The organism is Cruoricaptor ignavus (genome assembly GCF_900141665.1).
GTDB classification, from domain to species: domain Bacteria; phylum Bacteroidota; class Bacteroidia; order Flavobacteriales; family Weeksellaceae; genus Cruoricaptor; species Cruoricaptor ignavus.
Genome location: NZ_FQYI01000002.1, coordinates 103,351 through 127,696, shown reverse-complemented (window position 1 = coordinate 127,696; position 24,346 = coordinate 103,351). Strand labels below are relative to the sequence as shown.

Sequence of the window (24,346 nt, the reverse complement as noted above, 5' to 3'; positions counted from 1 at the left end):
TCTTATATTTGGGCACTAAAATCTCGGCATGAAAGTAAGGAAGGTTTGGCTACTTTTTTCAGCTTCGGTAATGCTGTCCTGCGGGTACGGCGAGAAGCCTGTAAAGATAAAGGGCTCCGACACAGAAGTAAACCTCACTGTAGAGCTTGCCGAAAAATTCCGGGAGAAGAATCAGGATTATAGTCTTGCGGTTTCCGGCGGCGGTTCCGGGATGGGAATAGCTTCCCTAATCAACGGCCAGACTGATATTGCAAACTCTTCCCGGCCCCTATCCGATGATGAGGAACGAATGTTTAAGGAAAAGGGTATAGAAATCGTAACCAATGTATTCGCGGAAGATGCCACCGCATTTGTAGTGAACAGCAATATCCCGCTTGAAGACATCGATGTACCCACGCTCGCGAAGATTTTTTCTGGTGAAATTACCAATTGGCAATCCATCACCGGCAGGGATATTCCGATTAATATCTATGGGCGTCAAAGCAGTTCGGGAACGCACTCTTTCGTACAGAAAAAACTAAAAATTAAGTTTACGCCGAAGGCAAAGGAAATGAACGGTAATGCGCAGATAATGGAAGGAATAAAAGTAGATCCTTCCGGGATCGGCTATGTAGGCGCGGGCTATCTGCTGAACCAGGGGGAGGCCGCTGATGCCGTGAAGCCTCTGAAAATAAAAGAGACTTCTGACGCGATGCCCGTTTCGCCGTTGGATAAAGAAGCGATTTCAAAGAAAGAATATTTTTTTCAGAGACCGCTTTACCAGTTCATCCAGAAAAACTCCTGGGAGAAAGTAAAACCTTTTATAGATTTTGAAAAAACAGATGAGGGCAAAGAAATCATCAGTAAATCAGGCTATTACACTATAGAGGATTAGATATGAGTACGACCAAGACCCAAAGCCGCGAGCGGCAGAATACCGCATTCCGATGGTTGTTTAAAATTACAGGCTTCCTTGTAATTTCCATATTGTCGGGGATTTTTTTCATGCTGATATACAATACTTTCGCATTTTTCGCCCACACTTCCCCGCTGGATTTTGTAACAGGTATGCAATGGAATCCTTCTTCGGATCTTTACGGCATCCTTCCGCTGCTGGTTTCCACACTTATAGTTACCCTGGGCTCTATGCTTATTGCCATCCCTTTGGGAATCGGAACTGCTACATTTCTCTCAGAATATTGCCCTCCAAAACTTAAAGCCTTTCTAAAGCCGGCTATCGAGATGCTCGCTGCGGTGCCGTCTGTAGCCATAGGATTTCTAGGGATAGTACTGGCAGGACCGGAGATTGCCGAACTGACAAACCAGCCCAACGGACTTAATGCAATTAACGGCTCTCTTTTGCTGGCCATAATGGCGCTGCCTACAATCATTACTGTAAGTGAAGATGCGATAAATGCCGTGCCAAAAACCTACCGGGAGGCTAGCCTCGGCATTGGCGCTGATAAATGGCAGACCGTACGCAAGATCGTAATACCTGCAGCTGCACCCGGGATCATAGCTGCAGTAATGCTTGGTGTGGGTAGGGCAATTGGCGAGACCATGACGGTACTGATGGCTACCGGGAATGCGGGCGCGTTTCCAACCAGCTTCCTGGATTCTGTGCGCACCATTACCGCTACCATCGCAATAGAAATGGGGGAGGTGCCATACAATACCACCCACTATTTTGCACTATTCGCTATTGCTGCAGTACTTTTTATTATGACTCTCGTAGTGAATGTGTTAGGAGAAAGATTTGTTCAAAAATTCAGAAAATATCAGGCAGTATAGATGAAGGCTTTCAGTAAATTTTTTGAGTGGTTTCTGCTTCTTTTCTGCACCGGAACCGTACTTTTTTTCCTCGGTATTATAGTTTGGGATTTGGTAACCAAAGGTGCTCCTGCACTGTCTTGGGAATTTATAACCGATACTCCCAAACAGGCTATGACTGCCGGCGGAATATGGCCGGCAATAATGGGTACCGTATTCCTCACCTTACTTACAGCGGTTTTCTGTATTCCCTTCGGAATTTGCTGCGCCATTTACCTTAATGAATATGCAAACGATGGCTGGCTCACCAGAATCATCCGCGCATCGATAAGGAATCTGTCCGGCGTGCCATCCATCATCTACGGACTTTTTGGTCTGGCACTTTTCGTTCAGGGGCTAAGGTTCGGCACCTCTATGCTTTCCGCAGGGCTTACGCTGGGGCTGCTGTCGTTGCCATACATCATTACTACCACGGAAGAAGCCCTGAGAAGAATCCCCAACTCAATGCGAGAAGCAGCGCTCGGCATCGGCTCCACGCAGTTTGAAAGCATCCGCGATGTTGTACTTCCCTCAGCACTGCCGGGGATTTTAACCGGTGTGGTGCTTACTCTCTCCCGCGCAGCAGGGGAGACTGCGCCGATACTTTTTACAGGTGTTGCCTTCTACATCACCGGGCATTCAGGAAATATTAACCAGGAATTTATGGCTTTGCCATATCACCTTTATATGCTTTCCACCCAGCATCAGGCAATTGAGCAGGTGCGGCCACTGGCATACGGCACCGCGCTGGTTCTTATCATCGTAGTATTCCTGCTGAGCCTTACTGCCTTTTACATCCGTCACAAATACACGAAAAATGAGCGATAAAATAAAACTTTTTGGTCATAATGTCAATCTTTGGTTTGGCGAAAAACAAGTGCTGAAAAATGCAAGCGTAGATTTCAGAGAGCATGAAGTAACGGCGCTTATCGGCCCTTCAGGTTGCGGCAAATCCACCCTTTTGCGCTGCTTCAACCGTATGCACGATCTTAATACAGAAGCCAGAGTGGAGGGAGATTTTAGACTTGACGGTACGAACATCTACGATCCGAAAGTTCCAGTTACAGAATTTCGCCGCAGAATCGGGATGGTTTTCCAAAAGGCAAACCCTTTCCCGAAAAGCATTTACGAAAACATCAATTACGGCCTGAAAATCAACGGCGTACCGGAAAAAGACCGCCCAGCAATCATCGAGCAATCTCTAAAGGAAAGCTACATTTGGGACGAGGTGAAGGACGACCTGAAAAAGCCAGCAACAAGAATGTCTGGCGGGCAGCAGCAAAGGCTCTGCATCGCAAGAACCGTGGCACTTCGCCCGGAAGTTATTCTTATGGATGAGCCGTGCTCTGCATTGGACCCGATTTCCACGATAAAGGTGGAAGACCTGATTAACGAGCTGAAAAAGGATTTCACCATCGTAATCGTAACGCACAATATGCAGCAGGCTCAGCGTGTGGCGGACAAAACGGCGTTTATGTATCTAGGGGAGGTCATCGAATTTGGCGATACCAAACAGATTTTCGAAAATCCGCAACACGAGCTCACCAAAAATTATATTCGCGGAGCTTTTGGGTAGAGTCTAGATGTAAGAACCAGAAGCTATTTCAAGACGACGCGATTCACAATACTTGGCGTAATAAATACGCCCAAAACAACCTTTAAATAGTATTAAGTTTTCTTAAAGTTGGTTAAACAGTTCGGTTTCTACCGGACTTTTTTTATTTTGCATACTTGAAATTTTTCTGTTAATGAAAATTCAAATGAAGAAAAATCTTTCCGCGCTTTTAATTGCCGCAATTTCTTTAATTTCTTGCAAAAAAGAGCAACCAAGGATGGATGCACCAAAACCGGTTTCCACGGTGGAAGTTCAGGTGCGCGATGTTACCGGCTACCAATCTTTCCCGGCGAGCATCCAGGGCAGAACGAACAATGATGTGCGCGCGAAAATTCAGGGCTACATTACCCAGGTTCTTGTGGATGAAGGTCAGTATGTGGTGAAAGGCCAGCCGCTTTTCCGCTTGGAAACCAATACTTTAAATGAAAATGCTGCTGCTGCACAGGCAGGCATAGGCTCAGCGCAATCGATGGTTTCTGCGGCGGAAGCCAATGTAAGCGCCGCCAAATCTGCGGTGAATGCTGCACAGGTAGAGGTGGATAAACTTCGGCCTTTGGTTGAGAAAAACATTATTTCCAATGTTCAGCTGCAAACTGCCCAGGCAAATCTATCCCGGGCAAAAGCACAGCTGCAGCAGGCAGAAGCTGCACGGAAACAGGCTGTAGCAGGCGTTTCTCAGGCGAGAGCCAATTTGAAAGGTGTGCAGGCGAACATTGATTATTCCGTGATTCGTGCGCCGATTTCCGGAATCGTAGGGAAGTTGCCTTTGCGTGTCGGAAGTTTGGTAGGCCCTGCAGATCCTACGCCTCTTACCACGGTTTCGGACACGAATGAAATTTACGCCTACTTTTCGATGAATGAAAAGGAATATCTGGACTTTCTGAAAAATTCCTACGGTGCCACCTTGCCGGAAAAACTTCGCAACCTTCCCAATGCAGAGCTTGTGTTGGCAAACGGCGAAACCTACCCTAAAAAGGGTAGGATAGAAGCGGTAACAGGGCAGATTGATTCGCGATCAGGAACGATTCAATTCCGTGTGTCCTTCATTAATCCGAACAAACTTTTGAGCAACGGAAACAGCGGCACGATCCGTATCCCGAAAACTTATGAAAGAGTAATGGTGGTGCCGGAAACTGCAACCTACGAACAGCAGGGCATCACCTATGTTTACACCGTGGATAAGGATACGGCGCGAAACATTTCCGTACAGCTTGCAGACCGGGTGAACAATATGGCGGTGCTGAGCGGCGGCGTAAAACCTGGGCAGAAAGTAATTGCCGAAGGCCTGGGAACGCTGCGCCCCGGAACGGCGGTGAAGTCTCAGCCTAAAAATTTCGACTCAATAATTTCGGCGATAAAGCCCGTGTTTTAATCCCGAAAATTTCCATTTATGGTAAGAAAATTCATTAATCGGCCGGTGCTTTCCACGGTGGTTTCCATCATCATCGTCGTTCTTGGTTTGCTCGGCCTTCGCAGTTTGCCCGTTACGCAGTATCCCGATATTGCGCCGCCAACTGTAAGTATTTCAGCCAATTACACTGGTGCCAATGCCAGAACGGTGATGAATTCCGTGGTAATCCCGATTGAAGAGCAGGTGAACGGCGTGGAAAATATGGACTACATTACATCTAGTGCCGGTAACGATGGCTCTGCGAGGATTCAGGTGTTTTTCAAGCAGGGAACCGACCCTGATATTGCGGCGGTGAATGTGCAGAACAAAGTGCAGCGGGCGATGCCGCTACTTCCTGCCGATGTTACAAGAGCAGGCGTGGTTGTTCAGAAGCAGCAGACCAGTGCGCTGATGTTCCTTTCGTTTTACTCCGAGGATCCGAATCTGAACGAGGTCTGGCTGCAGAACTATATGAATATCAACATTGTTCCGGCGATGCAAAGGGTAAATGGTGTGGGCGAAGCCCTGGTTTTCGGAGGGAAATCTTACTCGATGAGAATCTGGCTGGATCCTGTGAAAATGGCAGCCTACGGCCTTCAGCCTTCCGATGTGAATGCGGCAATCAACGAGCAATCCCGTGAAGCAGCTGCCGGACAGCTCGGGCAAAACAGCGGCTCGTCCTTCCAGTACATCATCAATTATAAAGGTAAGCTGAATGAAGAGCAGGATTTTGAGAACATCATCCTGAAAGCGCTGGGCAATGGGCAATTCCTTCGCCTGAAAGATGTGGCAAAAGTGGAGCTCGCTGCGCTGAATTACAACGGTGTAGGCGAAAATAACGGAAGGCGTGCAATCAGTATGGGTGTGTTTCAAACGCCGGGCTCCAACGCTCAGGTTATCATTAATGACATCAAGCAGCTGCTGAAAAATACCGAAAAAACGCTGCCGAAAGGTGTGGGCTACACTATTAATTTCGATACCAACGATTTCCTGGAAGCATCCATCAATAAAGTGACTACAACGCTGCTGGAAGCCTTTATCCTAGTTTTCGTGGTGGTGTACATCTTCCTGCAGGATTTCCGTTCCACGCTCATTCCTGCCATTGCCGTTCCCGTTTCCATCATCGGTTCATTTTTCTTCCTGAATTTAATGGGCTATTCCCTTAACTTGTTGACACTCTTTGCATTAGTGCTTGCCATCGGTATTGTGGTGGATGATGCCATAGTTGTGGTGGAAGCCGTTCACGCAAAAATGGAAAACGGCATTTCGGATGCGAAAAAAGCCACTGTGGAAGCGATGGACAAAATTACAGGTGCCATCATCTCGATTACTTTGGTAATGGCAGCCGTTTTCATTCCGGTGACATTTCTCAGCGGGCCTGCCGGGATTTTCTATCAGCAGTTTGGCATTACCCTGATTTTTGCGATATTAATTTCCGCGGTTAATGCATTGACACTCAGCCCGGTACTCTGCGCACTCTTACTGAAACCGAACGCTGCGCATCATAAAGAATACGCCGAAATGAACTGGCGGGAAAGGTTTTTCTTTAAATTCAATACGGCGTTCAACAAGGCTACGCAGCGCTATGGCAGGGCGTTCACCTATCTTCTTCGGCATAAGTGGATTACGCTGGTCATCTTCATCTTGGGAGCCATTACATTCTGGTGGGCGAGCAGCACTATGAAGTCTGGCTTTGTTCCGAAGGAAGACCGCGGCATAATTTTTACCGATGTTCAGCTTCCGCCCGGAGCTTCGATGGAGCGTACCTATGCAGTGCTGAAAGGCCTTCAGGAAGAGGCACGGAAAATTCCCGGTGTGCAAAATGTGACCTTCACGGCAAGCCGCGGCTTTATGTCCGGAAACGGACCGAATGCCGGGCAGGCATTTGTTAGGCTAAAGCCTTTCAAAGAGCGCGGCAAGTCGGAATCTGTGGATGAAATCACGAAAAAACTTTTTGCGCTTTCGGCGAAATTTCCGGATGCAAAGCTCGTATTTTTCGCGCCGCCAAGCATCCCGGGTTTTGGTGCGAGTGATGGTTTCTCCGCCGTTCTTCTGGACAGGTCTGGTGGTGAGCTTTCCAATCTTAGCATGGTTTCTCAGCAGTTCATCGGTGCGCTGATGCAGCGGCCGGAAATTCAGTTTGCCAGCACATCGTTTAACACCAATTATCCGCAGTATCTCCTCAGCATCAATGTGCCTTTAGCCAAGGAAAGCGGCGTTTCGGTGAACGATATTCTTTCTGCAATGCAGGGTTACATCGGCGGAATTTACTCATCCGACTTTACGAAATACGGCAAGCAATTCCGCGTGATGATTCAGGCTCTGCCGGAAAGCCGTGCAAATACGGAAAGCCTGAATTCTATTTTCGTGCGAACAAATTCTGGACAGATGGCGCCGGTTTCCCAGTTTGTGACGATGGAAAGAACCTACGGGCCGCAGTCTATCGAGCGTTACAACCTCTTCACTTCGGTGAGTATTTCCGGTGCGAACAATCCCGGTTTTTCCACAGGTGATGCGCTTCGTGCCATTCAGGAAACGGCGGAAACTTCCCTGCCAGCCGATTACACCGTGGAATTTACGGGTCTTTCCAAAGAAGAACAAAAGGCCGGATCGCAAACTTTCGTGGTATTTCTGCTAAGCTTCCTGTTCGTATATTTCATCCTGGCAGCGCAGTACGAAAGCTACATCATTCCGTTTGCCGTCATCCTATCATTGCCATTAGGTGTCATCGGGGCATTTTTCGGGCAGAGAGTTTTCGGCTTGGAAAACAACATCTACTTCCAAATCGCGATGATAATGCTCATCGGGCTTCTCGCGAAAAACGCCATCCTCATCGTGGAATTTGCGGTGCAGCGAAGAAGGCACGGCGAAACCCTGGCAATGTCTGCCATCAATGCTGCGAAGGCAAGGCTTCGCCCGATTTTGATGACTTCGTTTGCCTTTATTTTCGGAATGCTTCCGCTAGTTTTTGCAACGGGTACAGGTTCTGTAGGAAACCGCTCGATTGGTACCGGTGCAGCAGCCGGACTTTTAATCGGAACATTTTTCGGCTTGGTAGTAATTCCCGTGCTGTATGTGATTTTCCAATGGATTCAGGAAAAAATTTCCCCGCCGAAAAAGCAGGAAATAAACCTGACCGAATGATTTTTAAATTAATGAAAAGCAATGCTCAATAATCAATATTGCAGAATATTCGCCGCCCTTTTTTTGGCTTTGGTAATGAATTCCTGCGCCATTCGGGAAAATTACGAAAGGCCGGCAAACATCGCGGAAGCCCATCTGTACCGAACAGATCAGCTGCCGAAAGACAGCCTTGGTGCGGCACAGCTTTCCTGGCGGGAATTTTTCACCGATGATATTTTGCGCAATCACATCGCCCAAGCTTTGCAGAACAATCAGGATATCCGAATTGCAGAGCAGAACATCGTTCAGGCGGAAGCCTATCTCAACCAAAGCAAGGCTGCCTACGCACCCACGATTTCTGCAGGCGCAGATTATACGCTGAGCACGGCATCGCTAAACTCACAGCTTTCGCGGCAAATGGGGTTGGGCAGGAAGTACAGCGATATGTTCGGACTTGCGGCAAATTTAGGCTGGGAAGCGGATATTTTCGGCAGAATTCGTTCGCTGGAAAAAGCACAACAGGCGCAGTATTTTGCCGTGGTTTCGGCGCACAGCAGGGTGAAGAGCACCCTGGTTGCAAGCTTGGCTTCTGCCTATTATCATCTTCTGGCTTTGGATGAGCAAAAGCGCGTCATCAACGAAACCATCGCCATTCGCAGAAAAAATCTTGCGACAACCAAGGCGCTGAAAGAAGCTGGGATTTTAACGGAAGTTGCCGTGCAGCAGAGCGAAGCGCTGGTTTTCAGTGCAGAATCACTTTTGATAAATGTGGATTTGCAGATTTTTCAGCTGGAAAATACTTTCAATCTGCTGAAAGGTGAGCCCGGAAAAAGGGTAGACCGCGGAACGCTGGATGCGCAAAACCCACCGGTGCAGATTTCGGCGGGCTATCCTGCAGCAATGCTGAGCCACAGGCCTGATGTGATGCAGGCGGAATTTAACCTGATAAATGCCTACGAACTTCGGAATGCTGCAAAGGCGGCGTTTTACCCTACGCTTCGCCTTACAGGCTCTGGCGGAATTCAGAGCTCGCAGTTTGATGATTTTTTCAGTGTGAATTCTCTTTTCGGAAACTTGACGGCAGGGCTTACCGCACCGATTTTTCAGCGAAGGCAAATAAGAACGCAGTACGAAGTAGCTGTGGCAGAGCGTGAAAAAGCAATGCTGAATTTCCGGAAAACCGTGCTGCAAGCCGGCAAGGAAGTTTCGGATGCGATTAAAACCTATGAGATGCAAGACCCGATAATTGCGCTGAAGCAGAAGGAAGCGGAGAACTACCGCCGTTCTGTGGAATATTCCCAGGAACTCGTAAATTACGGTATGGCGAATTATTTGGAAGTGCTGAACGCCACGGTAAATTCTCTAAATGCCGAGCTGAGCATTGCTAATGCGAAATTCAGCAAACTGAACGCAAGCGTTGAACTTTACCGTGCTTTAGGCGGTGGCTGGAAGTGATTGGAGATTTGTAAAAAATTTTTAAATTAGCGGTCTGTAAATAGGGGAATTAGCGCAGTTGGCTAGCGCGTTTGACTGGCAGTCAAAAGGTCACGGGTTCGAATCCCGTATTCTCCACGAGACACCCTATAAAATGGAGTAAAGAAGTTGGCGGGACTAAATCAGGGACTAATTTGATTGTTCCTGATTTTTTTTAAGTAAAAGTTTAGTTTTTATTTTTCTAGTTTTAAATAAAAAAGTAAGAGTCTGCAATCCAAAAAGGCGCGAATTATGACTAAAGGTAAAATGCTCTACGAAGGAAAGGCGAAGCAGGTTTTTGAAACTGAGAATCCTGAAGAAGTGATTGTCCGTTTTAAGGATGACGCCACTGCCTTCAATGCGCAGAAAAAGGGGCAGTTCGACAGGAAGGGCGAGCTGAACAACGCTATTTCAACACTGATTTTCAACTACTTATCAGCTAATGGCATCCCCACACATTTTATAAAAAAACTGGACGAGAGGGAACAGCTGGTGAAAAGGGTGGAAATAATCCCCCTGGAGATGGTAGTAAGGAACTATGCCGCAGGCAGTATGGCGCAGCGCCTAGGGGTAGAGGAAGGCATAAAAGCTCCGGTGACCATTTTCGACCTTTGCTATAAAAAAGATGAGCTTGGCGACCCGCTTATCAACGATCATCACGCAGTATTTCTCGGCGCGGCAACCTACGATGAGCTGAAAGAAATGTATACGATGACTGCTAGAATCAATGACCTGCTGACGGGACTTTTTGATAAAATGAACATCATCCTTGTGGATTTTAAAATTGAATTGGGAAAAACTTCTGATGGTAAAATTGTGCTAGCCGATGAAATCTCCCCGGATACCTGCAGGCTTTGGGACAAGGATACAATGAAAAAACTCGACAAAGACCGCTTCCGCAGGGACCTGGGAGAGGTGACCGAAGCCTATGAGGAAATTTACAGCCGCCTGCAAACCGCACTGAATGCTTAAAACGAAATGAAGAATTCAGAAGATTTAAAGAAAACCTATAAATCCGTTTTTGCCGGGAGGCCATATGGAAGAAATTTATTTCGTACAAAAAGCGAGGAATTCCTCGACGCGCCTAGGGAAGAATGCGGCATTTTCGGACTCTATTCACCTGATAACATTGATACATTTTCTCTTTCGCAGTTCGGGCTGTTTGCGCTTCAGCACAGGGGGCAGGAGGCGTGCGGGATTTCCGCACTAAGGGAAGGGAAAATTTCCAACATAAAAGAAGAGGGCCTGGTGCTGGATGTCTACCGCACGATAGAGAACCCGGAGCGCTTTATGGGCAACGCCGTAATTGGCCACACGCGTTACACTACTGCAGGTGACAAGAAAAAGTATAACTTCCAGCCGTTTTTTGCTAAAAATGAGTATGATCAGATAATCTTGTCCATTGCCCACAACGGTAATCTTACCAACGCGGCTCCGCTGAGGAAGGAGATGGAGGCAGAGGGAGTAGAATTTCAGGCGACTTCGGATTCAGAAGTAATCTTAAGGCTGATTCAGAAAAATCTGGATCTTGGGCTTAGGGGAGCCATAAAGGCTACGATGGAAAAGATAACAGGGGCCTATTCTGTGGTTGGGATTACCAGAAATAAATTCTTTGCATTCCGAGATCCACACGGTATTAGGCCGCTGGTTTTGGGGAAAATCGGTGAGCAGACTTTCGTAGCCGCATCCGAAACCGCGGCGCTTGACGCTGTGGGGGCAAAGTACATCCGCGATATAAAGCCCGGGGAAATTGTTTTCACCTCTGAGAATGATGAGGGCCTGCAATCGTATCTCGTAAAAGCGGATTGCCAATTGCACATTTGCGCCTTTGAATACATCTATTTTGCAAGACCGGACAGCGATCTGGAGGGCATCAATGTACACGAAATCCGCGAAAAATCCGGTGAGAAGATCTGGGAGCAGGCACCCGTGGATGCGGATATCGTCATCGGCGTCCCAGACTCAGGGGTGCCAGCTGCGGTGGGGTTTTCCAGAGCTTCCGGTATTCCGTTCCGCCCGGTACTTATTAAAAACCGCTACATCGGAAGAAGTTTTATCATCCCCACTCAGGAAATGAGGGAGCGGATAGTAAACCTCAAACTTAACCCTATTATTTCGGAAATTAGGGGCAAAAGGGTGGTAATCATCGATGATTCCATCGTGCGCGGCACCACCTCCAAACGGCTGGTGAAAATCCTGAAAGATGCAGGCGTGAAAGAAATTCATTTCCGAAGCGTTTCGCCGCCCATTATCGCGCCCTGCTATCTCGGCATAGATACGCCCACCAAGGATGATTTGATCTCAGCGAATATGTCTCAGGATGAGCTTCGAAAATACCTTGATGTTGATAGCCTCGAGTTTTTAAGCGTTGAAAATTTGATAGAAATTTTAGGAAGCACCAACCATTGTTTTGGCTGTTTTACAGAAAAATATCCGGTTCCAAAAGGTCCGGATATAAAGTACACTGACGAGTGATTTTGGCGATAAGTGATTTTCAACAAATTAATAGTTGAAAATTATCCCCCCACCAAAACCGCTGTGGTTGTCGCAGTTCAAATTAACAGATAATATACTATAAAACAATACATTACTTAATTTATTTGATTGTTTTAAAAATAATTGGTGCTTTCAAAAATATGCGTATATTTGAGAGTTAGCGGTCATTTTAAAACGACATAGAATCAACAAACAGTAAATTATTGAAAATGGAATTTAAACTTAGACCTTGGAATATTTCAGACTTAAACTGTTTAGTTAAGTATGCTAACAATTGGAATATTGCAAAGAATATGACAGACAAATTTCCATTTCCATATACTGAGGATAGTGGAAGGGCATTCATAGAAATTGCGACAAAGGATGACCCGATTCATATTTTTGCTATTGACATAAACGGACAAGCAGTTGGTAGCATTGGAATACACCCACAAGACGACATCCACAGAAAAAATGCTGAACTTGGCTATTGGTTAGCGGAACCGCTAAAATCAGATCGCGTTGGACGTGGTCCGCCGCCAATAATTTAAAATACGCACTCCAAATATAGCTATAAAATATTAATATACAAATACTTAATAAAGATTCAAAAAAAATTAGGATTTTATGATGCTTGATTCATAAATATTCATATATTTGAGCGTTAGTGGCAATTTTTCGCAGACACCGCCAACAAAGAAGACAACTGATTTTTAAACATAAAACGGACTAGCCGAACACCGTAATAAGAAGTAGGCAAAACAAAAAAATAAATTTAAGTAATGTACACAAAAATTGTAGCAACAGCTTTAGTAACACTAACCCTATTTTCTTGTAACCAAGGAACAAAAACGGAAACAAAAAATGAAGGTTCGACAGAAACCAAAGAAGTAACAAAAAACGTTATAACAGACGTTATGACCAAAGAACAACAAGCTGCCTTGACACCTGATGCTGTTTTGCAGGAATTAGTAGAAGGCAACAAAAGATTTAACTCTGGGAATAGCACAATAAGAGACTTATCTATTCAGGCAAAAAAAACTGCCAATGGTCAATTTCCAAAAGCTGTTGTTTTAAGTTGTTTGGACAGCCGAGTACCAGTAGAAGATGTATTTGACCAAGGTTTGGGAGATATTTTTGTAGCCAGAGTAGCAGGAAACTTTATTAACGAAGACATTTTGGGTAGTATGGAATATGCTTGTAAAGTATCAGGTTCAAAATTAGTTTTGGTTTTAGGACACCAACATTGCGGAGCTGTAAAAAGTGCTATTGACGATGTAAAATTAGGTAACATTACAGCTATGCTTGCTAAAATAAAGCCAGCAGTAGCAATGAGCCAAAATTTTGCAGGTGAAAAAACTTCAAAAAACGATGAATTTGTGAAACACGTTTCTGAAAACAATGTAATTCATACTATAAATGAAATTAGAGCAAAAAGCCCAATTCTTAAAGAAATGGAAGACAAAGGTGAAATCAAAATTGTTGGTGCTTTTTATCGTTTAACAGACGGAACCCTTCAATTTGTAAAATAAAATGCAAAAAAAAATCATAGTTATACTTGTTTTGATTTGGTGCATTAGTAATAATGTATCAGGTCAAAACAATCGTATAAATACACACGAAAATATTGGTTGGTACAATTATTTTGGTACTTTCAAATTATCAGACAAATTTGGTTTACATACTGAGTACCAATTCCGTAGAGACAATTACATAACAGATTGGCAACAAAGCCTTTTACGAGTTGGTGTAAATTATCAACTTAATCCAAGAGTATTATTTAGAGCAGGTTATGCTTGGATTGAAACTTTTCCGTATGGTGAAATACCAATAAACGGACTTGGAAGAGATTTTACCGAACATAGATTATTTCAAATGGTGCAACTTTCACACAAAGAAGGTATTGTTGATTTTTCTCACCGATTTATGTTAGAACAAAGATTTGTAGGAAGATACAGTTCTGCCAGTGTAGAAAAGGAAGATGAATTTCCGCTACTACACAGAATGCGTTATATGGCAAGACTACAAGTGCCATTAAAAGGTACAGAAATAAAAGACAAAACTTCATACTTGGCATTGTATGACGAAATTTTCATTGGTTTTGGAGAAAATGTAAATGCTAATATTTTTGACCAAAATAGAATTGGCGTTTTGCTTGGTTATCGGTTCAACAAAAACGTAAGAATTGAAGGTGGTTATTTAAACCAAACCGTTCAATTTGGTAGACAAATAAGCGGACAAAATGTGTTTCAAAACAACAACGGAATTATCATAAATGCAAACTTCAATATTGACTTGACTAAAAAGGAAAAAAAATAAAACTGCCACTAACAGGCGTTTGGCTCAATGGCGGGTTCGGTGCTATATTGAACATTTGGTTTTCAAATAAACATTAGTGCTAAAATGAAAGTAAGTGCTTCTAAATCCGCCACTTCGCCAAGCTGCAAAACGTTAGCGGTCATTGTAAAGACGATACCCACAACAAAACAAAATGATAAGATTAGAAACCATAATTGCGGTTAAAGACGTTACCAAAAGTTCAAAATGGTATCAAGACCTGATGAACTTAAAAAGTAAACACGGTGGCGATAGTTTTGAAATGTTAGCGAATGAAAAGGACGAAGTGATACTTTGCCTTCATTGCTGGGACGAACACGACCATCCGACAATGAAAGACCCAAACATTACAGTTGGTAATGGACTGATTTTATATTTCAGGGTTTCAGACTTGGATGAAATTTGGAATAAAGCAACACGATTAAAACTTACCGTTGAACAAGCGCCTCACTTAAACGAGAACTCTGGAATTCGGCAATTTATTCTAAGAGACTTAGACGAATACTACTTAATAATCTCGGAGTAAGACTAATGTGCAACAAACAACAACGAACCGCTAACAAGCGTTTAGCTCAAAGTGTTATAAAATTTTTGCCAAAAAATCATCTCTGAAATCACAGAATTATAGTTTTCGTCTAATATTAGAAAATCCCGGTTTTTAGCCGGGATTTTTAATAGTATTTAGATACAGAATGTTTATCAATAAACAAAATTAATCCCCCCACCAAAACCGCTATGGTTATCGTAGCCTGCGGAAAGTGAGATGTATCTGCTGAGGATGTACGAAATTCCGGCGCTAAATTCTCTGTCAGTATTGACCATAAAATTCCCGCGGAATCTTGGCGAAAGCGGAATGTCCTCACGGCTTAGCGACAGCAAAAATTTCCCGTTTATATCCACGCTTGCATCGCCCATAATCAGGAAGGGCAGCACATATTCCAGACCGATAGCTGCGGTGTTCCTATACTTGCCGACTTTTTGCTGGCCAAACATCGTTTTCTTCTCAGTCGCCATTTCGTAGCTCATCGGGTTTCGGAATCGGTAGCTAATGTACGGCATCGCCCATTGAAACTTGCCGAGATAGCGCCCGGCCTTTACTTCCGCTTCCAAATCTTTGTGATGGTAGCCGTAGTGCACATCGGCAAAGGCCGCATATCTTGCGCCCAGCATTGCCATCGCATCGGCGTGCAGCATATTGGTTTGCACACCCAGCATACCCATCGTGCTGAACATTCGGTTGTCATTTTTGAATTTTCGCCACGCTTCTTTTTGGTTGGGAAGCTGCGGATTTGCCGCCGAGTTTTCGTAGCTGAAAACACGCCCCATACCTCCCATCATATGGTACAGAATGTGGCAGTGGAAGAACCAGTCGCCATCTTGATTTGCCGGGAATTCAATCGTGTTGGTTTCCATTGGCATTATATCCACCACATTTTTCAGCGGTGCATAATCGCCCTTGGCGTTTAGGAGCCTGAAATCGTGGCCGTGCAAATGCATCGGGTGCCTCATCATCGAATTGTTGTACATTTCGATGCGCAGAACTTCACCTTTTTTAATGAGAATTTTGTCCGATTCCAGCACGGTTTTATTGTCGAGCGACCAGAGGTAATGCAGCATATTGCCTTCCAGCGTGAATTTCAAAGTGCGCACATTCTCCGTTGGCAAAATATTTTTCTCAGGTGCTGCCAGCATATCGTAGTTCAGCGTTACAATGCTGCTTTCGTGATTGCTGTGTTCACCGTGGTTTGCGGAATGTGAATGGCTGTCGTGCCCGTTTTCGTGAGAATGATTTTTATCCGAGCAGCAACTTTTCCCTTCGAGATTTTTCCCGGCATTTTTCATTGGCACTAAATCCATCTTGCATTTCGGGCATATTCCTTTTTCGTTGGAAATAATTTCCGGATGCATCGGGCAGGTGAATGTCTCAGCATCAGAATGTTCGCAGTTGTGCCCGTTTTCGTGAGAATGATTTTTATCCGAGCAGCAATGTTTCCCTTCGTGATTTTTCCCGCCATTTTTCATTGGCACTAAATCCATCTTGCATTTCGGGCATTTTCCCTTTTCGTTAGAAATAATTTCCGGATGCATCGGGCAGGTGAATTTCTCAGCCTCAGAATGTTCGCAGTTGTGCCCGTTTTCGTGAGAATGATTTTTATCCGAGCAGCAACTTTTCCCTTCGTGATTTTCTGAGTGTTGAGAATGATGATGCATCGAATGTTCCGAATGATTTTCGTGCGAAGAATGATGATGAGAATGTCCATCCACATTGCTCATATCCATCATCTCATCCATATGCTTCATCATCATTTCGCGCTCGTGTTTCGGCAGTTCAGGGTACATCACCGAATTCATATCCATCGTCTGGTTGCTCATCGTCATATTCATCGGCTTCATATCGCCGCTCATCTTCATCATCGAGTTCATCATCTTCATCCCTTCGAAGAGTTCCAGCCTTGGCAGGGTAGGCGCTTCCACTTTTTCGCCGCTGCCAAGCCACAGCGATGCGTAGCCTGATCTGTCTTCCGCCGTTGCACGGAATTCGTAGGATTTATTTTGCGGAATTTCTATCTCGATGTCGTAAGTTTCAGAATTGCCCACAATCAGCCTGTCCACTTCCACAGGCTCTACATCGTTACCATCATTGGCGATGACTTTAAATTTTCCGCCACCGAAATTCAGCCAGAAATAGCTCGATGAGCCGCCGTTTACCACGCGAAGTCTCACTTTATCGCCGGCCGAAAGATTGCGATATTCATCGGCTACCTTTCCGTTGATGAGAAATTTTTCGTAATACACATCCGATATGTCCATCGCTTCCATCCGCTTCCATTCGTTCTTGAGCTTGGTGAAGAAATGCCCTTTCTGTATCGCTTCGGAATAGCTCTGCACCGCCTTCTTTTTTATGGCGTACCATTCGGTGTTGTTCATATGCAGTCGGCGCATTATTTCTTCCGGCTTCTCGTCTGACCATTCGCCGAGAAGCACCGGTATATCAGCCTTGTAGTAATTTTTCTTCGAGTCGTTTCTTTTGTGGAAAACCAGCACGCCATTCATCCCGATTTGTTCCTGTAGTCTGCTGTGCGAGTGATACCAGTAAGTTCCGTTTTGCGAAACTTTGAAGGTGTAAAGGTGCGAATCGCCGGGCTTGATGAGCTTGGTGGTAAGGAAGGGAACGCCGTCCTGAGGATTGGGCAGAATCACGCCGTGCCAATGGAAGCTCGCGCTTTCCTTCAGCTGATTGTGCAGGTAAATTTCCGCCGTATCGCCTTCGGTGAAATGTAGCGTTGGTGCTGCAAGGCTGCCGTTCACAGCGATGGCTCTGCGCTTTTTGCCGGTAAAATTCACGATGGTATCCCTGGCGTAAAGATCGTAGCGCACTTTCTTTCCGCCGAAGGAAACTTTTTCGTCATTGGCTTTTGCATCATCCGCTTTATGGTGATGGTGTGCTTTTCCGCTGACTAAATTCATTCCGCATTTCGGGCATTTCCCTGGTGCTTCCGCTACGATTTCTGGATGCATAGGGCAGGAGAACGCCGCCTTGTCCTGCGCAAAAACCGCCAAGGAAAATATCACTGAAAATAAAAGTGTAAGGAGTTGTTTCATTTTTGAATAAAAGATTATTTAGTCCAAACCTTTCGATTTCGATAGGCTTAGATTAAATTATTTCACAGCCACAAAAATTTCAACTTCGGCATTTTCCTTTTGGAAAGATTTTTCGGTATAGCGTTCGTAATCGTAGGTGTAGGCACGGTTCAGAGCGCTGTCGTTATTCCAGATTGTTTGCCAGGTTTCCATTACAGCATTGGGCATTTCGCCTTTTGCTACAAATTTCTTAAACTTCTGTTCAGGAAATTCTCTTCCCAACAAACCATCAGGGATATTTTCAAAATCCGAAACTTCCGGACCGATGAGCACGGTATAATCTTCGGTATAATCACTTTTGTAATCGGTATAAACGCAGTAAATATCGCTGCTCGTTTTGTTCTCGATTTTATCGACGATATTTTCTGCTGTGAATTTCTGCCAGAGTGTTTCCAAATCTGCTGCAGCCTGCCCATCCTTATTTGTAGTGCGTGCTGAGATGCCTATGATTTTCATTGCTAAATTATTGTAATTACTAAAATTACTTCCCAATTGTTTTGGAAACTTCGCCGCAGTTCAGCATTTGGCTGCCGTAATACGGGTTTTCAATCACTTCACTTTTGCTCAGCCACGATGCTTTTGCCATCGGACAATGCTGCACGAAGATTTTGCTTTGCGACACTGCAAATTTTTCAGCAATTGTCTGCATATTTTCCGAAAGATGTTTGAAGGATTTGCGCTGTTTGTCAATGCTTTTGCTCTCAGAAATTTCCGATGCCTGCTTTTTCAGGATGTTGATATTACCTTCGGAAAGCAGCTTGTAATCCACCGCTGAAACGCTTTTAATGAAGCCGTCCGCTTTTTTCGTGGCAAGCTCAGCATTGTCCTTCACCAAAGCATTTTTCAGTTCGATGTAGGCATCAAAAACCTTTGAAAGCGCCGGCTCAGCTTTCTGCGCAGAAACATTTACAAACGAAGCCATCAGGATGATTGCGGTGAAAAGTAGGTTTTTCATAGGAGAATTTTTTAGAATCAATTTAAATAATTATGCAAATATCAAAAAAAAATCCGGATGATTTCTCACCCGGATCAAGGTATGTTCCTCTAAAATTTAGAATCTGTAAGAAACACCAGCAGAGAATACGCCAGATTTTACAGGGTCTCCGTCATTATCTTTCGCCATATCAGTTAGGCCGGCCATATACCTTACATTTACGCCAAAGTTCGGTACAAAATAGTATCCTGCGCCTGCGCCAAGGCTGAAATTGAAAGTATTGAGGCTGTCTTTGAAATCTGTAGTGTTAGAGGTACTTCCACCAAGACCAGCAATATTTGCATCGCCATCAAACTTGCTTTTCGCGCCAGCTACGAAACCGAACTGAGGCCCTGCTTCCACATAAAATTCCGGAGTAAAATGGTACTGCGCCATTACAGGAATGTTTATCATATGGATATTGTTAGTGGTCTTATAGCTATAACTTCCCAGAGAAGAGCTATAAGAGCTTTCCACTTTATTACCCTCTAGGGAATAAAGTACTTCCGGCTGGATGCTGAAATTAGCGCCAAGCGGAGCGTTCATAAAGAAACCAGCATAAGCACCCACTTTGGCTTTGGTATCAGAGCTCAAGCCATTGTTGTCCAAGCCAGAATCCTGGCTTAGGGCAGATACATTCACCCCGGCTTTGATACCGAAAGTTAAAGGGCTATCAGCAGTTCCTGATGTAGCACCGTAAGTGTTGCCTGTTTGTGCAAGAGCAAATGAAGACATTGCTACAGCTGCACCTAAAAATAACTTTTTCATTGCGTTTGTTTTAAACAGTTGTTTACTTTTTTTCGTTAATCAAATTCTTTGCCAAAATTTTCTTTTCCAAAATTCAGCGAAAGTTACTCGCTATCTGCAAAAGCTTTGCCAAAGCATTCAAATACATTTTTAAAACATTAAATGAACGCTTTTTACCATTAAATATTGCGGAGATGCCTTAAATTCAATACATTTATGCTTTAAAATTGGTAAAAAATGACATTTCAGGAAGAAATCAAGCAGGGGATTCCACAACAATTGCCTGCACAAAAAAAATACGACGAAGCCATAAACCATGCACCGAAGCGCAAGGAAATCCTGAACGATGAGGAGAAAAAGCTGGCGCTGAAAAATGCGCTGCGATATTTCGAGCCGAAATTTCACGCGGAACTTTTGCCGGAATTTCGCCAGGAACTGGAAGAGTATGGCAGGATTTATATGTACAGATTCCGCCCGGATTATGAGATGAAAGCCCGCCCAATCGATGAATATCCCGGAAAATCTCTTCAGGCAAAAGCCATCATGCTGATGATTCAGAACAACCTGAGCTATGCCGTAGCGCAGCATCCGCACGAACTCATCACTTACGGTGGAAACGGCGCGGTGTTTCAAAACTGGGCGCAATACCTGCTCACGATGCGGTATCTTTCGGAAATGACGGATGAGCAAACTTTGGTGATGTATTCTGGCCATCCGCTCGGGCTTTTCCCAAGCCACAAGGATGCACCGAGAGTTGTGGTGACGAACGGTATGGTAATCCCAAATTATTCCAAGCCGGACGATTGGGAAAAATTCAATGCGCTGGGCGTTTCGCAATACGGGCAAATGACGGCGGGCAGCTATATGTACATCGGGCCGCAGGGCATCGTGCACGGCACCACGATTACGGTTTTGAATGCATTCAGAAAAATCAGCAGAAATCCGAAAGGTGGACTTTTCGTAACGAGTGGGCTTGGCGGAATGTCGGGCGCTCAGCCAAAAGCAGGGAACATCGCTGGCTGCATCACGGTTTGTGCGGAGGTCAATCCGAAAATTACCAAAATCCGCCACGAACAGAAATGGGTGGATGAAATTCACGAAAACCTCGATGAATTGGTGAACCGTGTGAAAACCGCGCAGCAAAATTCTGAAACGGTATCGCTGGCATACCTTGGCAATGTGGTGGATGTCTGGGAAAAATTCTACGAAGCCGGACTGAAAATCGACATCGGTTCCGATCAGACTTCGCTGCACAATCCTTGGGCAGGCGGATATTATCCTGCCGGACAAAGCTTCGAGGAATCGAACAGAATGATGGCCGAAGAGCCGGAGCTTTTCAAAGAAAAAGTTCAAGAAAGCCTGAGAAGGCACGCTGCAGCCATCAATAAGCATACGGAAAACGGCACTTATTTTTTCGATTACGGTAATGCATTTCTGCTGGAAGCAGGCAGGGCAGGTGCTGATGTTTTTGCCGAAAATCCGCAGCTTGGCAGGGAGTTCAGGTACCCGTCGTATGTTCAGGACATTATGGGGCCAATGTGTTTCGATTATGGCTTCGGGCCGTTCAGATGGGTCTGCACAAGCGGAAAGCCGGAAGATTTGGCCAAAACAGATGAGCTTGCCTTGAAAGTTTTGGAGGAAATGATGCAGAATTCTCCGGCGGAAATTCAGCAACAAATGGCCGACAACATCCAGTGGATCAAGGGTGCGCAGGAAAATAATCTGGTGGTGGGAAGCCAGGCAAGGATTCTCTATGCCGATGCTGAAGGAAGGATGAAAATTGCACAGGCATTCAACGAAGCCATAAAGAACGGCGAAATTGGGCCGGTAGTTTTGGGCAGGGATCACCACGATGTTTCCGGTACGGATTCGCCTTACCGCGAAACTTCCAACATTTACGACGGCTCAAGATTCACGGCAGATATGGCGATACAGAATGTCATCGGCGATAGCTTCCGTGGTGCCACATGGGTGAGCATCCACAATGGCGGTGGCGTTGGTTGGGGCGAAGTTATTAATGGTGGCTTCGGTATGCTGCTGGATGGCTCTAAAGATTCTGAGCGCCGCCTGAAATCGATGCTGTTCTGGGATGTAAACAACGGTATTTCGCGCAGAAGCTGGGCGCGGAATGAAGGCGCAATTTTCGCGATAAAGCGGGCGATGGAAACCGAGCCCAACCTGAAAGTTACGCTGCCTAATTTTGTGGATGATGATTTGTTTTGAACTTAGACTTATAAAAAAGGCTGTCTCAATCGGACAGCCTTTTAGTTTTAATAAGAAATATTACAGTTTCGCAATGATTGAGTTCAGCGTTTCGCTCGGTCTCATTGCAGCATCAGTTTTGGAAAAGTCAGGGTGGTAATACCCGCCGATTTCCTGCGATTTGCCTTGCGCACCAATCAGTTCATCATTAATTTTTTGCTCGTTCTGCTGCATCGCTTCGGCTATCGGCTGAAATTGCTCTGCAATCGCTGCATCTTCAGTTTGCTTTGCCAAAGCTTCCGCCCAAAACATCGCCAGGTAAAAATGCGAACCGCGGTTATCAATGCCACCCACTTTTCTTGCCGGAGATTTATCTTCCGCCAAAAATTTTGCGTTCGCTTCGTCAAGCGCTTTTGCTAAAATCATCGCTTTGCCGTTGTCTTGCGTTTGCGCCAAATGTTCCAGTGAAGCCTGCAGTGCCAGGAATTCGCCCAAAGAATCCCATCGCAGATAGCCTTCCTGCAAAAACTGCTCTATGTGTTTCGGCGCTGAACCGCCGGCTCCAGTTTCGAACAAACCGCCGCCATTCATTAATGGTACGATGGAAAGCATTTTCGCCGAAGTGCCAAGTTCCAGAATTGGGAACAGGTCGGTAAGGTAATCGCGCAGCACATTGCCGGAAACCGAAATCGTATCCCTGCCTTCTCTGCCGCGTTTCAGCGTTTCGCGCATTGCATCTTTCACATCCATTATGCGGATGTCCAGCCCAGTTGTATCGTGCTCCTTCAGGTATTCGTTTACTTTTTTGATGATTTGTGCATCGTGCGCTCTGTCGTGATCCAGCCAGAAAATAGCCGGTGTATCGGAAAGCCTTGCACGGTTCACCGCAAGTTTTACCCAATCACGAATTGGCTCATCCTTAGTTTGCGACATACGGAAAATATCGCCCTCGTGCACTTCCTGCTGCAGCAGCACATCGCCGTTTTCATTTTCAACCTTAATCGTTCCATCTGCCGAAGCTTGAAAAGTTTTGTCGTGAGAGCCGTATTCTTCCGCTTTCTGAGCCATCAAGCCAACATTCGGTACGGAGCCGAAAGTTTTCGGATCTATAGCGCCGTGCTGCTTCATATCTTCCACCACGGCATCGTAAAATCCGGCATAAGTTCTGTCCGGAATAATCGCCACGGTATCTTCTTCCTTGCCGTCTTTGTTCCACATTTTTCCGCCGCCACGGATCATCGCTGCCATTGATGCATCCACAATCACATCGCTCGATACATGGAAATTCGTGATGCCGTTGTCGGAATTTACCATCGCAATTCTCGGCCCGTTTTCAATGGCTTTTGCAATGTCCGCCTTTATTTCTTCGGCTTTTTCGCTGCCGCTGATTTTCTCGAAAAGCGTTGCCAGCCCGAAGTTTGGGTTAATGTCCAGCGCTTTGAAATCATCCTTATATTTTTCAAAAACATCTTTGAAATAAGTTTCCACGATGGCGCCGAAAATTATCGGGTCAGATACCTTCATCATCGTAGCTTTCAGGTGTGCGGAAAGCAGCACATCTTTTTCTTTGGCTAAATCTATTGCCTGCTGTACGAATTTTTTCAGCTCTGCCAAATTCATTACCGATGAATCGATGACTTCACCTTTTTTCAGCGGTGCAAAATCTTTAAGCACTTTTTCTTCTCCATTTTTTCCGTAAAAAACAATGCGGAATTTCCCGTCGTTTTCCACCGTGGTAGAAGTTTCCGTGCCGTAGAAATCGCCCTGATTCATATGCACCACCTGCGTTTTGGAATCCTGCTTCCATTCACCCATTCTGTGCGGATTGGCCTTCGCATAATCCTTCACCGATTTCGGCGCACGGCGATCGCTGTTGCCTTCGCGAAGCACTGGATTCACGGCACTTCCCAAGACTTTCGCATATTTTTTATTGATTTCCTTTTCTTCGTCGGTTTTCGGTTCAGCGGGATAGTTCGGCACATTGTAGCCCTGCTTCTGCAGCTCTGCAATGGCATCTTCCAGCTGAGGAACGGAAGCGGAAATGTTCGGCAGTTTGATGATGTTGGCTTCCGGTTTTGTAGCCAGTTCGCCAAGTTCTGCCAGATAATCCGGGATTCTTTGTTCTTCGGTTAATGCTTCGGGAAAATTAGCGAGAATTCTTCCGGCAAGGGAAATATCCGGCACTGCGATTTCGATATCGGCAGCCTTTGTAAAAGCCTTGATAATCGGCAGGAAAGAGTGCGTGGCCAGCATTGGTGCTTCGTCCGTCAGCGTGTAATAAATCTTTGATACAGCCATAAAATAAATTTTGCTCAAATTTACAAAAATAATGCAGCACATCACATTTTTGCCGACCGCAAGCAGGATTTTAAACATTTTTTCTATATTTGATTTAATTTTAAAACTCCACGATATGTCCACAAACAGTAAACCTTCAAAGGGCGTCATTATCGCAATTGCAGTAATCGCATTAATGATCATTGCCTATCTCATTTGGGCTTTTGCACTGGGCGACTTAATGAACGGGCTGAATACCGGAGAAACCGAGGCCGTTCCGATGAAATAATCTGATTTAATCTGT

20 protein-coding genes and 1 tRNA gene are annotated in these 24,346 nt (G+C 45.1%); 16 read left to right on the top strand and 5 right to left on the bottom strand.

Going from position 1 to position 24,346, the window contains the following annotated elements:
* The first annotated feature begins 28 nt into the window (after positions 1-28).
* The 14 genes from BUB43_RS03025 (at position 29) to BUB43_RS02960 (ending at position 14,727) form a co-directional block, all read left to right on the top strand.
* The gene (locus BUB43_RS03025; RefSeq protein WP_073178219.1) at positions 29-874 is read left to right on the top strand and encodes a PstS family phosphate ABC transporter substrate-binding protein; all 846 of its coding nucleotides are present in this window, start codon (positions 29-31) and stop codon (positions 872-874) included.
* 2 nt (positions 875-876) lie between these two features.
* Complete coding sequence (pstC, locus tag BUB43_RS03020; protein ID WP_073178217.1) at positions 877-1,770, top strand: phosphate ABC transporter permease subunit PstC; 894 nt, start codon at positions 877-879, stop codon at positions 1,768-1,770.
* The gene (pstA, locus tag BUB43_RS03015) at positions 1,771-2,616 is read left to right on the top strand and encodes a phosphate ABC transporter permease PstA (protein WP_073178215.1); all 846 of its coding nucleotides are present in this window, start codon (positions 1,771-1,773) and stop codon (positions 2,614-2,616) included.
* Positions 2,606-3,364: a phosphate ABC transporter ATP-binding protein PstB gene (gene pstB / locus BUB43_RS03010; RefSeq protein WP_073178214.1), complete on the top strand. Its 759-nt coding sequence runs from the start codon at positions 2,606-2,608 to the stop codon at positions 3,362-3,364. Before pstA ends, pstB begins: the two co-directional genes overlap by 11 nt.
* A gap of 184 nt (positions 3,365-3,548) precedes the next feature.
* Positions 3,549-4,775: an efflux RND transporter periplasmic adaptor subunit gene (locus BUB43_RS03005; protein ID WP_073178592.1), complete on the top strand. Its 1,227-nt coding sequence runs from the start codon at positions 3,549-3,551 to the stop codon at positions 4,773-4,775.
* Positions 4,776-4,793: 18 nt separating this feature from the next.
* Positions 4,794-7,937, top strand: a complete 3,144-nt coding sequence (locus tag BUB43_RS03000; RefSeq protein ID WP_073178212.1) for an efflux RND transporter permease subunit — start codon at positions 4,794-4,796, stop codon at positions 7,935-7,937.
* A 63-nt stretch (positions 7,938-8,000) separates the two neighbouring features.
* Positions 8,001-9,371, top strand: a complete 1,371-nt coding sequence (locus tag BUB43_RS02995; protein ID WP_395858359.1) for an efflux transporter outer membrane subunit — start codon at positions 8,001-8,003, stop codon at positions 9,369-9,371.
* 43 nt (positions 9,372-9,414) lie between these two features.
* Positions 9,415-9,488, top strand: a tRNA-Ala gene (locus BUB43_RS02990).
* Positions 9,489-9,656: 168 nt separating this feature from the next.
* The gene (gene purC, locus BUB43_RS02985) at positions 9,657-10,361 is read left to right on the top strand and encodes a phosphoribosylaminoimidazolesuccinocarboxamide synthase (RefSeq protein WP_073178590.1); all 705 of its coding nucleotides are present in this window, start codon (positions 9,657-9,659) and stop codon (positions 10,359-10,361) included.
* Between the two features lie 6 nt (positions 10,362-10,367).
* Positions 10,368-11,864 (top strand): amidophosphoribosyltransferase, encoded by a 1,497-nt coding sequence (gene purF, locus BUB43_RS02980; RefSeq protein WP_073178208.1) that lies wholly within the window; start codon positions 10,368-10,370, stop codon positions 11,862-11,864.
* Positions 11,865-12,094: 230 nt separating this feature from the next.
* Positions 12,095-12,415 carry a GNAT family N-acetyltransferase gene (locus BUB43_RS02975; RefSeq protein ID WP_083541139.1) on the top strand — a complete coding sequence of 107 codons (321 nt, stop codon included), beginning with the start codon at positions 12,095-12,097 and terminating at the stop codon, positions 12,413-12,415.
* Positions 12,416-12,646: 231 nt separating this feature from the next.
* Complete coding sequence (locus BUB43_RS02970; protein WP_073178204.1) at positions 12,647-13,396, top strand: carbonic anhydrase family protein; 750 nt, start codon at positions 12,647-12,649, stop codon at positions 13,394-13,396.
* 1 nt (position 13,397) lies between these two features.
* On the top strand, positions 13,398-14,183 hold the full coding sequence (locus BUB43_RS02965; RefSeq protein ID WP_073178203.1) for a DUF2490 domain-containing protein: 786 nt from the start codon (positions 13,398-13,400) through the stop codon (positions 14,181-14,183).
* Between the two features lie 172 nt (positions 14,184-14,355).
* Positions 14,356-14,727 (top strand): VOC family protein, encoded by a 372-nt coding sequence (locus tag BUB43_RS02960; protein ID WP_073178201.1) that lies wholly within the window; start codon positions 14,356-14,358, stop codon positions 14,725-14,727.
* 173 nt (positions 14,728-14,900) lie between these two features.
* Here BUB43_RS02960 and BUB43_RS11375 read toward each other — a convergent pair whose 3' ends face one another.
* The 4 genes from BUB43_RS11375 to BUB43_RS02940 form a co-directional block, all read right to left on the bottom strand.
* Complete coding sequence (locus BUB43_RS11375) at positions 14,901-17,804, bottom strand: multicopper oxidase domain-containing protein (RefSeq protein WP_221403995.1); 2,904 nt, start codon at positions 17,802-17,804, stop codon at positions 14,901-14,903.
* 57 nt (positions 17,805-17,861) lie between these two features.
* Complete coding sequence (locus BUB43_RS02950; protein WP_073178198.1) at positions 17,862-18,299, bottom strand: GyrI-like domain-containing protein; 438 nt, start codon at positions 18,297-18,299, stop codon at positions 17,862-17,864.
* Positions 18,300-18,324: 25 nt separating this feature from the next.
* Positions 18,325-18,798 carry a DUF3347 domain-containing protein gene (locus BUB43_RS02945; protein ID WP_073178196.1) on the bottom strand — a complete coding sequence of 158 codons (474 nt, stop codon included), beginning with the start codon at positions 18,796-18,798 and terminating at the stop codon, positions 18,325-18,327.
* 96 nt (positions 18,799-18,894) lie between these two features.
* Positions 18,895-19,584 (bottom strand): porin family protein, encoded by a 690-nt coding sequence (locus BUB43_RS02940; protein ID WP_073178194.1) that lies wholly within the window; start codon positions 19,582-19,584, stop codon positions 18,895-18,897.
* Positions 19,585-19,800: 216 nt separating this feature from the next.
* Between BUB43_RS02940 and BUB43_RS02935 the strand changes: the two genes are divergently transcribed.
* Positions 19,801-21,786 (top strand): urocanate hydratase, encoded by a 1,986-nt coding sequence (locus BUB43_RS02935; protein ID WP_073178192.1) that lies wholly within the window; start codon positions 19,801-19,803, stop codon positions 21,784-21,786.
* Positions 21,787-21,846: 60 nt separating this feature from the next.
* Here BUB43_RS02935 and BUB43_RS02930 read toward each other — a convergent pair whose 3' ends face one another.
* The gene (locus BUB43_RS02930; RefSeq protein WP_073178588.1) at positions 21,847-24,063 is read right to left on the bottom strand and encodes an NADP-dependent isocitrate dehydrogenase; all 2,217 of its coding nucleotides are present in this window, start codon (positions 24,061-24,063) and stop codon (positions 21,847-21,849) included.
* A 31-nt stretch (positions 24,064-24,094) separates the two neighbouring features.
* Here BUB43_RS02930 and BUB43_RS11245 point away from each other — a divergent pair, with 31 nt between their 5' ends.
* A complete protein-coding gene (locus BUB43_RS11245) occupies positions 24,095-24,331 on the top strand; it encodes a hypothetical protein (protein ID WP_159430223.1) in 237 nt (78 codons plus the stop codon).
* Positions 24,332-24,346: the final 15 nt, after the last annotated feature.